Raw genomic sequence first — 14,648 nt, forward strand, 5'->3', positions numbered from 1 at the left:
CTTTTCATCACGACCTTAGTCTCGTCCGACCTATAAAAAAGACAGAACTATGAATTTATTAACACACAGTAATAACGGTGGCAGTGAATTTACGTTTGTTGTCTCTCGCGCCAGCGCCAAAGCCGATGATAAGGTTCATACCGTCGCCGCCAGAAAGATCCGCGAGCTGGAGATGACGCTCACCGATTTTCACCTCGAATCCACCCAAATGTTAGACGTTGATGGCAATCCTGCCGTCGAGTTGTTTTATCAGTTCAGCAATGACAACCGGATCATTTATCAGCGGCAAACCATCATTTTGCTGGCGGATCCTGCAGCGGGTCAGAAAATGGTCAGCTATGTGGGCACCTGCCCGGGTGAATTTAGTGAGTCTTACCAACAGCAATATCAGGAAATTATTCAAAGCCTGAAATTCCATCGCGCTCGCTAACGCTGCACCGCCAGGCTCACCCTTCATTAAAATCAGATGTCACAGAGGACTTCACCATGCAAGACAGGATCACGGTCAAGCTGCCGGTAGACGGCCTGCTTTTCTGGAAACTCACCGGTCGCGAGGCGCTGTCTGAAGCGTTTGCTTTTTCCCTGACGGTGCTGGGCACCGACGCGCGTATCGACCGCAGCCAGTTGCTCGGCCAGCCGGTGACGGTGAATGTGCCGACGCAGGGGATTGCCGGCGGCATGCGCCATTTCAACGGTAAAATCACCCGCGTGGCGGTGAGCGCCACGGAGATGTCCGGGACGCGGTATGCGGTCTACCGGCTGACGGTGGAGCCGGACGTGTGGCCGATGAAGCGCGACCGCAACCTGCGCATCTTCCAGGAGCAGACGGTGCCGCAAATCGTGAAAACCCTGCTTGGCGAATACCAGGTGAACCTTGAGGACCGCCTGACCGGCAGCTACCGGAGCTGGGGCTACTGCGTGCAGTACCAGGAGAGCAGTTTTGACTTCATCAGCCGTCTGATGGAGCTTGAGGGCATTGCCTACCACTTCAGTCACGAAGCCGACCGGCACGTGATGGTGCTGACGGACGCCGCCACGGAACATCAGCCCTTCAGCGGGTACGAAACCATTCCCTACCACGCGACGCCGTCCGGCGGCAGCACCAGCGAGGAGGGCATCAGCCAGTGGGCGCTGGAGGACAGCGTGACGCCGGGTATCTACAGCCTTGATGACTACGACTTCCGCAAACCGAACGCCTGGCTGTTCCAGGCCCGGCAGAACCCGGCCTCGCCACAGCCGGGGAGCATTGACGTTTATGACTGGCCGGGCCGCTTTGTCGAGCACGGTCACGGGGAGTATTACGCCCGCATCCGCCAGGAGCGGTGGCAGGTGGAGCACCAGCAGATTCAGGCCACCGCCACGGCGACGGGTATTGCGCCCGGTCACACCTTTGCGCTCTACAACGCGCCGTTCTTCAGCGATAACGGCGAGTACCTGACCACTGAGGCGAACTACTTCCTGGAAGAAAACCGCTACGCCAGCGGCTCGGACGGCGAGACGGTGCACCGCACCGACTTCACCGTCATTCCCTCGTCAGTGGTGTTCCGCCCGGCACCGGTAACGGCGTGGCCGAAAACACACGGCCCGCAGACGGCAAAAGTGGTCGGCCCGCAGGGCGAGAGTATCTGGACGGACAAATATGGCCGGATAAAGGTGAAATTCCACTGGGACCGGCAGGCGAAAGGGGATGACACCAGCTCCTGCTGGGTGCGCGTGTCGAGCGCGTGGGCAGGCCAGGGCTTCGGCGGGGTGCAGATCCCGCGCGTGGGTGATGAGGTGGTGATTGACTTCATCAACGGCGACCCGGACCGTCCAATTGTGACAGGGCGGGTCTACAACGAAGCGAGCATGCCGCCATGGTCACTGCCCGACGATTCAACGCGTATGGGCTTTATGACGCGCAGTAAGGATGGAAGTAAAGACAACGCCAGCTATTTGTTCTTTGAAGACAGGCTGGGTAGCGAATCTGTCGATCTGCATTCTGAACGCGACATGAACGTTTCAGTCGAAGGTGTACATAATGAAGTTGTTCATCAAGCGACAATTTATGAACATAAAACAACCCGGTCAGTGACTGTCGATGATCACGATACACAGACATACAATAGTGGTCAGACAATCTCCGTCACGGCTAAAGGCCGAAAAGAGACGATAGTCGATAATGAGACTAAGTCGGTAAAGGGATATTCGGATAATAGTTACACAAAAAATCTCGTATTCAAAACTGACGAAAGTGTAAGCACAACGGCTGTAATAAAAATAATGTATGAAGCTCCGAAAATTATATTCGGCCAAACCATTGATGCACAAGGAAACGAAAGCCTTGTGAGAGCAATACCATTTGACATTAAACAAAAGCAAGGAGCAGTGGCATCCGCGCCCGGTGTGAGAGTTGCTCCTACCGATTATTTAGCATCCGCATCGAGTGCTGCAATCGGTGCAGCAACTGAAGTCTATTATAAAAAAGGCGTTGTAACAGAAATAAATGGTGTTGATAAATTAACGGTTAAGCAAAACCAAATTATTGATATTGAAGGTAACGTCGCAAGAAATATAGTTGGTAATAGTACTGATAATGTCCTTGGTGAAATAACTATTTATTCGCCTAGTAAAATTAATATTAAAAGTGATACTGAGGTCAACGTTGATACGCCATGGGCTGTTGAGAAAAAGTTAAATGTAACAGGCTTTGTGTTGAACTCAGTTTCTGTGACAGGTTTAGCTCTGGGTTTAACTGGTATGACTATAGGTATAACGACTACGAAAATTGAAAATGAAGCTGTGAAAATTGCCTACAACAATGGGTTTAAATATAAAAATGGAACAGTTAATGCGACTAACTATAAAGTAGCGTTGAAAACATCAATCCTAACAATGTTTAACTAAGAGAATAAAAATGCAATATCTAAAATATCTTAACATTATTGCTCCTATTATAGTTGTTCTTATTATATTATCCATTTTTGTTCGTAACTATAAAAATGGGCGAGTTGAGAAGCAAATTGCTAAAGACCCAGTTTATGTTAACGCGCTTATCACAAAAGTTGTGCCAGGAACACCCTCAACATTTGGTGTCGTAAACGTAACTCTGGATTATAAATTTAATGCTAACAATGGTGTTTTGATTGAAGAAAAAAATGTTATGACAGCAATCAAAACCATGGATTTATTCAATTATAAAGAAGGGGCTACTGTGCCTGTTATATATTTAAGAACAGATCCTCACAAGAACATGTTAAATGTAAAGAACGCTTTGGAAGAGTTGTAACTTAAAAATCCTACACTAGTGATTAATTGATGCAGGCTAAGTCTTTGAGACTAAAAGTCTCTAAATCCGATTTTTTAAGTTGCAACTTGGTCTGCAATAATTATTGCATAATTTCATAAGGTTTATCGCGCAAGAGGAAATGCTTTGTTGTTTGAGGTGAGGATTAATAATGGTATGGCGAAATGGTACTGAAATAAGTGCGGCAATATAAAAATACAATCATATGATTATATTTTCATTGATTTTTATGGGGCTGTAATTTGCTCGACTCATCTTTTATTACTCTTATAGGTGTCCTCATTGCGTGTGTCGGTGTGATTGCTTACTGCGATTACACCGGTGCTATTTACGATAAGTTTAAAAAAGAGGGAGTCAGAGTCGAAGCTAAAATAATAAGCAAAGAAAAATAGGTGCGTCAGGCACAGGGAATACAAAATTCCGTATGATTGTTGAGTTTCCAACCGAGGATGGCATCGTTAGGGCAACGGCTAAAAGATTTTTCACACCTGAGGATCTTATTAAAGTGATGAGAAACAATACCGTTATTCTTTACTATATGCGTCATGCGCCACAAAAGGTGCTTCTCATGCCAAACGAAATGGCGTGAAGATTTACACTTAAAAGGCCATCCGTTCTTCGGTGTTAATATGTCGACCACCAAAGCACACAATAGTAAATAGAAATCAGTATGCGAGGCGAATGGATGTCTGAATCAACATTATGGAGCATTTCCCTTTCAGTAATTGTAATAGGTTGGATGGCATACAGTGTTATTAAAACAGGCATTGATGACACGAAGTTTCGAGCCAAAGGGGTAAAGGCAGAAGCGCGGATAATTAATAAGAAAAATATTGGGGTGTCGGGTACTGGCAACATGAGGTTCAAAATGGAGCTTGAGTTCGAAACAAAGAATGGAACAACTCGCGCCTGGGCCAGGCGGTTTTTTACGCCTGAAGAGTTGATAAAAATAATGAGAAAAAATACTGTCTTATTGTATTATTTGCCGGAAAATCCTAAAAAGGTGTTTCTCGTGCCAGGGGATATGGAATAACGTATGCTTCATTTTGCTCCGACTTCACTCAAGATGACGACGTCAATGTCTCTAGCACGAGACCTGCGCAGGACAGTGAATGACTAATTTTTATGGAGATAGGACAAAGCGATATGATGGGGTTGCTGTTAGCACTCGGGATATTTGCCAGTATCATTATATTGTGTTTTATGTCAGTCGCCAGAAGGGATAAAATCCTTCGTGAAGGAAGGTCGGTAATTGCCATAATCGAAACGATAAGACCTGTTGCTTCTGATGATGCTGGAAATACAACAGTAGTATATACCTTGAATGTTGAAGGGCGTAAAATTCAGGGGCGAGAAAAAATTGATGCTTTTTATGCTCCCCAAATGCAGAAAGGTATGGGAATAAAAATTATGTACATCGATGATAAGAATTTTGTTTTTGTTTTTGATAAATAGCTCTTCTGAAAAACAACTTGCTATAGTGGATTTTTTAAAATCCAGTCATTATAAACTATCCTTTTTATTAAATTGGATTTAGAGGAGGGTTAATGGCTCTGGAGGAGTACTCTAAATATTTCATGTATGGGGGTGTCATTTTAACAGCAGCGGTCACCGTCTTTTTTTGCTTTTTAGAAAGACAAGATAAAAGCAATGTTTCGGGAATAAAGCATTATCTCTCCAGCAACCGTTGGCAGGGTGAGGTAATGCAAACAAATATTGAATCCTGGCAAAAGTTAAACGCCATGTATGGGAATGACCACTTTTATGATATTGATTTCTTCCTGCCCAATGACAAGCAGTTATACACAGCGAAAAGTTTAATTTTCTCAGAACAAGCGCATATGCTGAAAAAGGGATTAAGTATAAAAGTCAAGAAAGGGACGAAAGGTAAAATGGCCGTCATTTCAATATACTTTGGTAATTAGCGTTAATTGTTATGGGAAAATAGAGTTGCCATTAGCTTATTATGGTCTGCAAATACAGCCAAAAATAAATGCAATATGTCATGATAGTAAAGGTTAACCTTAGAGTAAATGACGGGCTGGTTTTTATAATGTCTATGCGCCTATTTATTTTGTAGCAATTATAATTATTGTTGAATGATGTGTTATTTATGTTTAATTTTTAAGCTTCCGTTTTACAGACATTATAATCAATAGAATCATTATCTATTCTCTTTATGTGAGGGCAAGGCGTGTCTATCGGCAACGATATTGGCTTGTTGTTAAGTATCGCAGCACCATGTGCATTAATAGGCTGGGTTTTCTATACTGGATCTGTTTATTATGCTTTTAAAAAGCATGGGGGCAGGACTGTAGCAGAGATCACAAACATAAAGCAGACCTCCACTTCAGGTACGGGTTCACCAAAGTGCGTTTTTAGCTTGTCATTTAAAACATTAGATGGGAAAGAAATTCATACAAACCACACTCAAGTTGTTACAGTGCTGGACTTAATGAAGCTTGAACGCGAAAGGAAACTAGATATCTATTATAATAAAAAGGATCCGGGAAAAGTTTGGCTGATATTGAAAGAGTATTAGAGATTTAGTGTCTCTCAAGTAAAAGTTGGCTTGTGATATTTTTAGGGCTGTTTTAAATAAATCTTTAACTCTATGTTTTAAGCATAATTCAGAAGGTCGATTTTGATATACCTGACATACATTTTCCCACTGCTTTGCATTGTTCTTTTTTTCTTTCTCGGACTCCGGGATTTCAAAAATCAAGAATGAAAAAAAGCATTGCCCGAGATCCCGTCTATACCGATGCATTAATCACTAAAGCGGCACCTGGCACACCGGCCCCCAATGGCATTGTCAATGTGACTCTGGATTATGAGTTTGAAGACGCATCAGGAAATCGATACACAAAGAAAAATACTGTAACTGTCGTTAAAACCATGGAAATGACGCAATACAATGTTGGCGCAACGGTTCCGATCGTTTATTTGCGCAGCGATCCCACACAAAATAAACATACTCTTCCGAGCGTACTGAAATAACCCTTTTTCTCAGGCGCCAACACCACTCTTAATCTTCCAAAGGAAGTTATATGAAGATTATCAAACCGCTGCGGCTAAGCGTGTTAAACCGTCCGTTCCGTTTGCAGGGCCAGAACCATCTGGGCGTTGCCGTGATGGCGCTGGCTGATATGAGTGCTGCGCCAAAGCTTCGTCCCGAAGTTGAACTCTGGCAACTGGCGGCCAGCGAGTTGCAAACGAGCGGCGGCGTGCTCGATATGGCGATGCCGAAGGCGCGCGCTGAGTTTCTTGCTACCGGTTACGCGTATACGCAGCACCATCAGGATAAAACAGCTTGCGCGGTTCGCATCGAAGTCGACACGCTGACTAAAACCCTCGCCGTTACCGGCGATCGTTACTGGGCAGGCTCAAGAGCGACCGCACCGAAACCGTTTGAACAGATGCGCCTCGACTGGAGCCGCGCGTTTGGTGGTGAAGGGTATGAAGAAAACCCGCACGGCATCGGCGCTGTGATGGAAAACTACAACGGCACCCAGTTCCGTCGCTTGCCAAATATCGAAGCGCTACAACATCGCGTAGTTTCGCCGCGCATGAAACCGGAGCCGGCGAGCTTTGGGCCGCTGGATCTGACATGGCCGCGCCGTTTCCGCCGCATGGGCAAAAACTACGATGCCCGCTGGCTGCAGAATGATTTCCCCGGTTTCGCCCCGGATATCGACTGGCGCGTCTTTAATGCCGCCAGCCCCGATCAGTGGTGGGAAGAGCGTGATTCACTGCCGCCGCAGGCCGCCTGGCGAATCTGGAACATGCATCCGCAAAAGCCGGTGCAGGAAGGCACTTTACCGCCGTGGCAGGCGCGCTGCTTTATTCAGCGCCAGCGCGGGGAGGAGATCCTGTTTGAGGAGATCGCGCTGCGTGCCACCACCGTCTGGTTCTTCCCCCACCTCGAGCAGATGGTGCTGATTTGGCACGGTAACCAGCGGATCAACGAAGATGATGCCGCCGATGTGCTGCACCTGATGCCGGCGCTGGAAAAAACGGGTGCGACACGCTCCGTTAATCACTACCGCAAAGTCCTCACTCAGCGTCTCGATAAAGAGAAGGGTGCGCTGTTTGCCTTCCGTGAAAAAGATTTGGTGCCGGAAGAGGCTATCGGCCCGTGGATCGACAATGAGGTGCAGCAAAATCACAGCCCGATGCGCGAGAACCAGAATGCGCGTGCCACACAACTGCGTGAGCAGCACCGGGCGCGGCTGGAGGCGCAGGGCGGCGATGTCAGTGACCTGATGAAAGCGTTTGATGAACCTGAATTGCCCAAACTTGATGAACTGCCTGAGTTTATCGAAGAGATGGAGCGTAAAGCGGCGGAAATGCAGCAGCAGGCCGAGGCGCGTAAAGCGGAGATGGAAGCAAAATATCCTGACGCCGCAAATGATGAAAATCGCCCGCGCGGCCCGGAATCGATGCATCGTATGAATGATATGCTTGAGCGCAACGCCTCGCAGATGAGCGAGAAGAAGCTGGCGCAAAGCCGTGAAGCACTGCATCAGATGTACCTGATGTCTGCTGCGCAACAGCCGCCGGCAATAAAACTGACCGGCGATATCGCACTCATCATTCGCCAGCGTGCCGAACGCACCATGGCGCAGGGCGGCGACTTTAGCGGGCTCGATTTAACCGGGGCCGACTTCTCCGGCATGGATCTGAGCGGCGCAAACTTTACTCACACCCTGCTGGAGTGCGCGAATTTAAGCAATTGTAAGCTTGATGGCGCGACCTTCACTCAGGCGATGCTGGCGCGCGCCGATTTACAAAATGCCTCATTGCGCGACTGCTGCCTCGACAAGGCCAGCCTGGCGCTGGCGCAGTGTAAAGGCACCGGTTTTCAGGGCGCGCAATTCAATGAAACCGAGATGACCGGCGCGTTGTTCGACACGTGTGACTTCAGCCATGCCCGCCTGAATAATCTCTTATTCCGCGAGACAGGCTTTAGTGAGTGCCGCTTTAATTACGCCACTATTGATAGCGGCGTCTTTATGGAGCTGACGCTACCAAAGCCGGATTTCAGCCATGCGGTGATGAATAAAAGCAGCTTTATTAAATGCGAGCTTCAGCATGCCAGCTTCGCCGCGGCACAGCTGGATAGTTGCTCATGGGTTGAAAGCCAGCTGGAAGAGGCGAATTTCGCGGGTGCCACGCTTGTGACCTGCGCGGTGGCCTCTGGCGGCACGCTTGCAAGAGCAGATTTCAGCGGTGCACATCTCAAGCAGAGCAACCTGCGTCAGGCGGTGTTAACCGGCGCGCGCTTTACCCGGGCCAGGCTCAATAATAGCGATCTCAGCGAGGCGCAGTGCGAAGCGGCGGATTTTAGCGGCGCAACCCTCACCGGCAGCATGTTTATTCGTACCGACTTTCGCCGCGCACGTCTTAACGAGGCGAATCTGATGGGCGCGATGTTGCAGAAAAGCCGCCTCGAAGGGGCCGATCTCAGCTTCGCCAACCTGTTCCGTGCCGATCTGTCGCAATCTTTTACCAGCGAGACGACGCAGCTCCAGGGCGCTTATACCAAACGGGTTAAAACATTGCCGAAGCGTGACGGGGAGGTGATATGAAGAGATTAACGGCCGCAGAGCTACAGCAGAAAATTAAGGGCGGCGAAGCGATCATGGAACTCAGCCTCGACGACCTCGATCTGCAGGGCTGCGATCTCTCCGGGGCGATTTTTCAGGAGGTGTCATTGCAGGGGGCGAACCTGCAAGGTGCGAACCTCAAAGAGAGCGTTTTTACCGAATGCCAGCTGAGCGGCGCAAACCTTAAAGCAACCCTGCTGGAAGAGACGGTATTTAACCAGTGCGAGATGGCGGACATCACCGCCATCGGCGCGACGCTGACCCGCTGCGTCTTTAATGACTGCAATCTGGCAAAGAGTGATTTTTCGCGCATAAGCAGCGATACCAGCCAGTTTATGCGCTGTGCGCTGGAGCAGAGCCTGTTCAGCGGCTCGACCTTCGATCGCTCCACTTTCTATGAGACCCCGCTTGGCAGAGCGAAGCTCGATAACTGCACTAATCTGATGACCACGCTGTTTAATATCGATCTGCGTGATGTCGATCTGCAGGCGAGCCAGTTTGAGCGCACGGTCTTTTTCAACTGCGACCAGCGCGGCAAACACTATGCGAAGCATAAATTCACCGGTTGCCAGTTTACCGATAACCAGCTTGATGGCGCTGATTTCAGTGGCGCGCAGCTTACGCAGTGTAACTTTAAAGGCGCATCATTAAAGCAGGCACAGCTTCGTGGCGTGAATGCCACCCAGGCACTGTTTATGGAAGCGGACTTAAGCGGGGCGCAGGCGCAGGGCAGCCTGTTCGATCAGGCAATATTCGTCGGCGCGACGCTCAACAAGGCCTCCTTTAAGCAGAGCCGCTTCTTCCAGAGCATCCTGCAGCAGACGACCGCGCAGGAAGCGGAATTCACCCTGTGTGATTTGACCTATGCGGACTTCTCTGCCGCCGATGTCCGGCTGGCGGATTTTCGCGGTGCGACTTTTTCGCGCACCCGTTTTCATCGCGCCCGGCAGGACAACGCGCGCTTTGCCGATCGTAAAGGCATCCTTGAATATGACGAAGAGTTACTGGCGGCGGAAGCCTGGAGCGCCGAACGCCATAGCAGAATTTACGGAGACTCATTATGACGAATATTAATCACCAGCTGCTGATGGCGGCGATCCCCAGCGGACAGTTCTCCGCACAGGTCACTCACTGCTTTGAGGATGGCAGCCTGATGGTTGAAAGCGAAGGCCGCGGCTGGCACTGTCGTCGCGCCGTGAGCTGCGTCATCGCTCCGCAGGCGGGTGATACGGTCCTGATTAGCGCCGTTGATAACCAGATGTGGCTGCTCGCGGTGCTGGAGCGCCAGAATCCGGCCTCTGCCGCAGAGCTGAGCGTACAGGGCGATCTGCATATTGCCAGCCAGGGTGCTCTGAGCCTCAGCAGTGAAGCGCTTAATATCAGTGCGGCAAAAGGGGAGTGTCATATCAGCGAGATGAATTATAGCGGCGACAAGATCTCCGCATGGGTATCCCTTTCGCGCATTGTCGGCAAGCGGGCGGAATCGGTCTGGCAGACGGTGACGCAAATCAGCCAGCAGCTGTTTCGCACCACGCGCCAGATGGAGCATGTGCGTGCCGGGCAGCTGGATATGAAAGCAGAAGATTATCTGCGCATGCATGCGCAGAACACGGTCATCACTTCAAAAGCGATCACCAAAGTCGATTCTGAACAGATCCATATGGGTTAAGGAGAGAGTATGTTTGCTAACTGCCAGCTGATGGGCGTTGACCTGGCGTTTCCGGACGTCTGCCTGACGCCGATGCCTGCTCCGACGCCCATTCCCTATCCGGATATTGCGCTTGGGCCAACGGCTATCCCGAATGCGCTGAATATCCTTTTTATGGGGATGCCCGCACATAATATGGCGACGGTCACGCCGCTTACCAACGGCGACAACCCGGGCGTGGCGACCGGCGTTGCATCCGGCACCGTAATGGGGCCATCACGTCACCTGACCGGCGCATTCACCGTATTGTTGAAAGGCACGCCGGCCACACGCTTAACCAGCGTAAGCCTGCAAAACTCCACCAACGCAATCGGCATGCGCATCGTGCCGAGCCAGTTCAAGGTATTGATGCTGGCACCTTAATCACCATCAAACACACAGCAATTTTATTAAAACAATAAGCGCACCGATAATTTCAGGTGCGCTTTGACATAGTCGCTTTTGAGGGATTAATCACTATGTTGAACAGAATTACGGTCAAGCTGCCGGTAGACGGCCTGCTTTTCTGGAAACTCACCGGTCGCGAGGCGCTGTCTGAAGCGTTTGCTTTTTCCCTGACGGTGCTGGGCACCGACGCGCGTATCGACCGCAGCCAGCTGCTGGGCCAGCCAGTGACGGTGAATGTGCCGACGCAGGGGATTGCCGGCGGCACGCGCCACTTCAACGGCAAAATCACCCGCGTGGCGGTGAGCGCCACGGAGATGTCGGGGACACGGTATGCGGTCTACCGCCTGACGGTGGAGCCGGACGTGTGGCCGATGAAGCGCGACCGCAACCTGCGAATCTTCCAGGAGCAGACGGTGCCGCAGATTGTGAAGACCCTGCTTGGCGAATACCAGGTGAACCTTGAGGACCGCCTGACCGGCAGCTACCGGAGCTGGGGCTACTGCGTGCAGTACCAGGAGAGCAGTTTTGACTTCATCAGCCGTCTGATGGAACTTGAGGGCATTGCCTACCACTTCAGTCACGAAGCCGACCGGCACGTGATGGTGCTGACGGACGCCGCCACGGAACACCAGCCCTTCAGCGGGTACGAAACCATTCCCTACCACCCGACGCCGTCCGGCGGCAGCACCAGCGAAGAGGGCATCAGCCAGTGGGCGCTGGAGGACAGCGTGACGCCGGGTATCTACAGCCTTGATGACTACGACTTCCGCAAACCGAACGCATGGCTGTTCCAGGCCCGGCAGAATCCGGCCTCGCCGCAACCGGGGAGCATTGACGTCTATGACTGGCCGGGCCGCTTTGTCGAGCACGGTCACGGCGAATATTACGCCCGCATCCGCCAGGAGCGGTGGCAGGTGGAGCACCAGCAGATTCAGGCCACCGCCACGGCAACGGGTATTGCGCCGGGTCACACCTTTGCGCTCTGCAACGCGCCGTTCTTCAGCGATAACGGCGAGTACCTGACCACCGAGGCGAACTACTTCCTCGAGGAGAACCGCTACGCCAGCGGGTCAGACGGCGAGACGGTGCACCGCACCGATTTCACCGTCATTCCCTCGTCGGTGGTGTTCCGCCCGGCGCCGGTAACAGCGTGGCCGAAAACCCACGGCCCGCAGACGGCAAAAGTGGTCGGCCCGCAGGGCGAGAGTATCTGGACGGACAAATATGGCCGGATAAAGGTGAAGTTCCACTGGGACCGTCAGGCGAAAGGGGATGACACCAGCTCCTGCTGGGTGCGCGTGTCGAGCGCGTGGGCAGGCCAGGGCTTCGGCGGGGTACAAATCCCGCGCGTGGGGGATGAGGTGGTGATTGACTTTATCAACGGCGACCCGGACCGTCCGATCGTGACAGGGCGCGTCTACAACGAAGCGAGCATGCCGCCATGGTCACTGCCCGCTGCCGCAACACAGATGGGCTTTCTCAGCCGCTCAAAAGATGGCTCGGTTGATAACGCCAACGCCCTACGCTTTGAAGATAAAGCGGGGGAGGAGCAGGTGTGGATTCAGGCCGAGCGTAATCTGGATGTACATGTAAAAAACGATGCTTCCCATTCCATTGGCAGTAATCACAGTCATTATGTGCGCAAAAACGCGCTTCATCGCGTTGAAGCCAACCAGACCCATGTCGTAAAGGGGCAAACAGAAAACCTCACCGGAAAAGGCAAGCTTGATGCTGCGGTTGAGCAATTTATTATCGCCTCTGGCACGCAGCTTCGGCTGGTCTCCGGTGATAGTGCGATTGAGTTGAACGCTAACGGCAAAATCAATCTGATCGGTAAATCGTTTAACTTTTTTGTTGAAGAGGATGGGCATATAACCACCGGTGGTAAATTGCATCTCAACACTGAAGGAACACCTGCGCCAACCGCAGCACCGGGATCGGGTCATAAAGGCGATATTCACACAGCCGTAGAGCGATTTTTCTCTCCGCAAAGTGAGGTAAAACATGCCGCGCCTGTGGCAACTGCCACTGCGTCTCCTCCAACTCAAAAACCGATCGCGAAATATAAAGCACCGCCGCCGCTGAAAGGGGATTATGTTTACAGTAATGAAAAAAGCAAGAAACTCTTTATGCCTTTTAGCGATGGTGTGATAGAGAAAATAAACAGCTCACCTAAAATGCAACAAGATTTGAAAAAATTGCTGGATGATGAGTGGAATATAGCACCAAACGTGCCAGGTTCAGGCTCCTGGACAGATACTGATAACAAACTTATGGTGCTGGATCCAGAACATATGGCGAATGACGATGAGGCTGTTATTACCCTTGCCCACGAATTGGGGCACGCCACTAGCCCTTATACTCATGATTTAACATCTCGGACCAATTTTGTGAATAGCATGCTCAATGATGAGGGTCATGCCACGTTGAATGAAATTGAGGTTAGGCGAGAAATTTATCACAATATGGGAGTAGATATAGGCTCAGTCTTTGGATCACAAAACGAGAGTAAGTATATTAAAATATTTAAAGATATGGATAGCGGTAAGATTACACGTAACTCAGCAAGCAAAGCAATCGGTGAAATATATAGACGGGGAGAAGTTGCTTCCAGTTCGCTTACAGACGAGGTTTATGAGGAACATTATGGCAAGATGTATGATGCTAATAAGTCGAAACCGTAACCTGGCGAGAATTTTACTTATTAGTGCTTCCCTGTCTTTTTCAGCTTGTTTATGTGCAGAAGAAAAAAATATGAATACAGAATCTTTATGGTCACTTGCTTCAGAACTTAGAAATAGTATCGGTATGAACGCAAGTGTTATTGGAGAAATAACCGGTCAGCCGCTTTCTCGTGTTGATCCGGATAATGACATTCGCTTAACAACACCATCATTTAAACTTGATGACGGTGTTCAGATTAATAATTTTATTGTTCGATTGCATGTTAATTACCCTCATAGTATTAACATCATAAATTTTGATATTGAGCAGTCATGTATTTTGGTTTCGCAGGTTAAAGATCTTTACCCTCAACTCACCCTATCAAGTGTGCCAAGAGGTAGAGCAACAAATGAGAAATTCAACTGGGTTACTCCAAAGGATGATAAGGGGAATCGCATAATTTTGGGGTTTTCTCAATCTACGCCATCATGTCTTAAAAGCCTCGGCTTCAGACATTATGATAATTAGATTCTAGTACCTATTTTATTCAGGATGAATTATGGAATATCTGCTACAGGAAGGTTCCTTCTCTCTTTTTCCTGCCAATTGGCAAGATACTAGCATGACTGTGCTTCGCGATAATGATAGTGGCCTTTCGATCATTGTCAGCCGGGGGACCATCCCCACAGGTAGCGATTTTGAAAAAGAGTTCCATCGCCAGTGGGATGTTTTACGTACTCAAATGAGTGATATAAACCAGAGCGAATTTCAGCGAATTTTCGTAGGATCGGACCGCAAAACCCGCGCGGTGGAGGTAGAAACATCCTTTACCGGAAAGGGGCAACCAGCCAGGCAGAAGCAATTTGCTGTTCAGGTTCCTGATACAGCAGTCATTATGATCTTCACCCTTTCAGCGTTACGAGCGTTTGACGACAAGGACCAGGCGCGTTGGGAAGGGATTAAACAGAGCCTTAAGCTGCACGAATAATGGAAT

The 14,648-nt window shown here is 49.9% G+C and carries 15 protein-coding genes; all 15 read left to right on the forward strand.

The features are described 5' to 3' along the window. The first annotated feature begins 49 nt into the window (after positions 1–49). The gene (locus IAE48_RS05935; protein WP_023480152.1) at positions 50–430 is read left to right on the forward strand and encodes a DcrB-related protein; all 381 of its coding nucleotides are present in this window, start codon (positions 50–52) and stop codon (positions 428–430) included. A gap of 56 nt (positions 431–486) precedes the next feature. Then, positions 487–2,886 carry a type VI secretion system Vgr family protein gene (locus tag IAE48_RS05940; protein WP_233631437.1) on the forward strand — a complete coding sequence of 800 codons (2,400 nt, stop codon included), beginning with the start codon at positions 487–489 and terminating at the stop codon, positions 2,884–2,886. 10 nt (positions 2,887–2,896) lie between these two features. Then, positions 2,897–3,268 carry a hypothetical protein gene (locus IAE48_RS05945; RefSeq protein WP_200133772.1) on the forward strand — a complete coding sequence of 124 codons (372 nt, stop codon included), beginning with the start codon at positions 2,897–2,899 and terminating at the stop codon, positions 3,266–3,268. A gap of 703 nt (positions 3,269–3,971) precedes the next feature. Then, a complete protein-coding gene (locus tag IAE48_RS05950) occupies positions 3,972–4,319 on the forward strand; it encodes a hypothetical protein (protein WP_200133773.1) in 348 nt (115 codons plus the stop codon). Between the two features lie 92 nt (positions 4,320–4,411). Continuing rightward, positions 4,412–4,741 carry a hypothetical protein gene (locus IAE48_RS05955; RefSeq protein ID WP_233631438.1) on the forward strand — a complete coding sequence of 110 codons (330 nt, stop codon included), beginning with the start codon at positions 4,412–4,414 and terminating at the stop codon, positions 4,739–4,741. 92 nt (positions 4,742–4,833) lie between these two features. Beyond that, positions 4,834–5,211 (forward strand): hypothetical protein, encoded by a 378-nt coding sequence (locus IAE48_RS05960; RefSeq protein WP_200133774.1) that lies wholly within the window; start codon positions 4,834–4,836, stop codon positions 5,209–5,211. Positions 5,212–5,480: 269 nt separating this feature from the next. Then, positions 5,481–5,828: a DUF3592 domain-containing protein gene (locus tag IAE48_RS05965; RefSeq protein WP_200133775.1), complete on the forward strand. Its 348-nt coding sequence runs from the start codon at positions 5,481–5,483 to the stop codon at positions 5,826–5,828. A gap of 185 nt (positions 5,829–6,013) precedes the next feature. Next, positions 6,014–6,286 (forward strand): hypothetical protein, encoded by a 273-nt coding sequence (locus tag IAE48_RS05970; protein WP_233631439.1) that lies wholly within the window; start codon positions 6,014–6,016, stop codon positions 6,284–6,286. Between the two features lie 50 nt (positions 6,287–6,336). Then, positions 6,337–8,877 (forward strand): DUF2169 domain-containing protein, encoded by a 2,541-nt coding sequence (locus IAE48_RS05975; RefSeq protein WP_200133776.1) that lies wholly within the window; start codon positions 6,337–6,339, stop codon positions 8,875–8,877. Then, complete coding sequence (locus tag IAE48_RS05980; RefSeq protein WP_200133777.1) at positions 8,874–9,959, forward strand: pentapeptide repeat-containing protein; 1,086 nt, start codon at positions 8,874–8,876, stop codon at positions 9,957–9,959. The genes IAE48_RS05975 and IAE48_RS05980 overlap by 4 nt, the downstream gene beginning before the upstream one ends. After that, positions 9,956–10,564, forward strand: coding sequence for a DUF3540 domain-containing protein (locus IAE48_RS05985; protein ID WP_054804652.1), 609 nt, complete (start codon positions 9,956–9,958; stop codon positions 10,562–10,564). The genes IAE48_RS05980 and IAE48_RS05985 overlap by 4 nt, the downstream gene beginning before the upstream one ends. A 9-nt stretch (positions 10,565–10,573) precedes the next feature. Continuing rightward, positions 10,574–10,966 (forward strand): DUF4150 domain-containing protein, encoded by a 393-nt coding sequence (locus IAE48_RS05990; protein WP_007371701.1) that lies wholly within the window; start codon positions 10,574–10,576, stop codon positions 10,964–10,966. Positions 10,967–11,061: 95 nt separating this feature from the next. Further along, positions 11,062–13,674, forward strand: a complete 2,613-nt coding sequence (locus IAE48_RS05995) for a type VI secretion system Vgr family protein (RefSeq protein WP_200133778.1) — start codon at positions 11,062–11,064, stop codon at positions 13,672–13,674. Continuing rightward, entirely contained in the window at positions 13,637–14,182 is a 546-nt protein-coding gene (locus tag IAE48_RS06000) for a hypothetical protein (protein WP_200133779.1), read from the forward strand. Before IAE48_RS05995 ends, IAE48_RS06000 begins: the two co-directional genes overlap by 38 nt. A 31-nt stretch (positions 14,183–14,213) precedes the next feature. Continuing rightward, a complete protein-coding gene (locus IAE48_RS06005; RefSeq protein ID WP_200133780.1) occupies positions 14,214–14,642 on the forward strand; it encodes a DcrB-related protein in 429 nt (142 codons plus the stop codon). Positions 14,643–14,648: the final 6 nt, after the last annotated feature.

This window comes from Kosakonia sp. S57 (genome assembly GCF_016516575.1).
Lineage (GTDB): Bacteria > Pseudomonadota > Gammaproteobacteria > Enterobacterales > Enterobacteriaceae > Kosakonia > Kosakonia cowanii.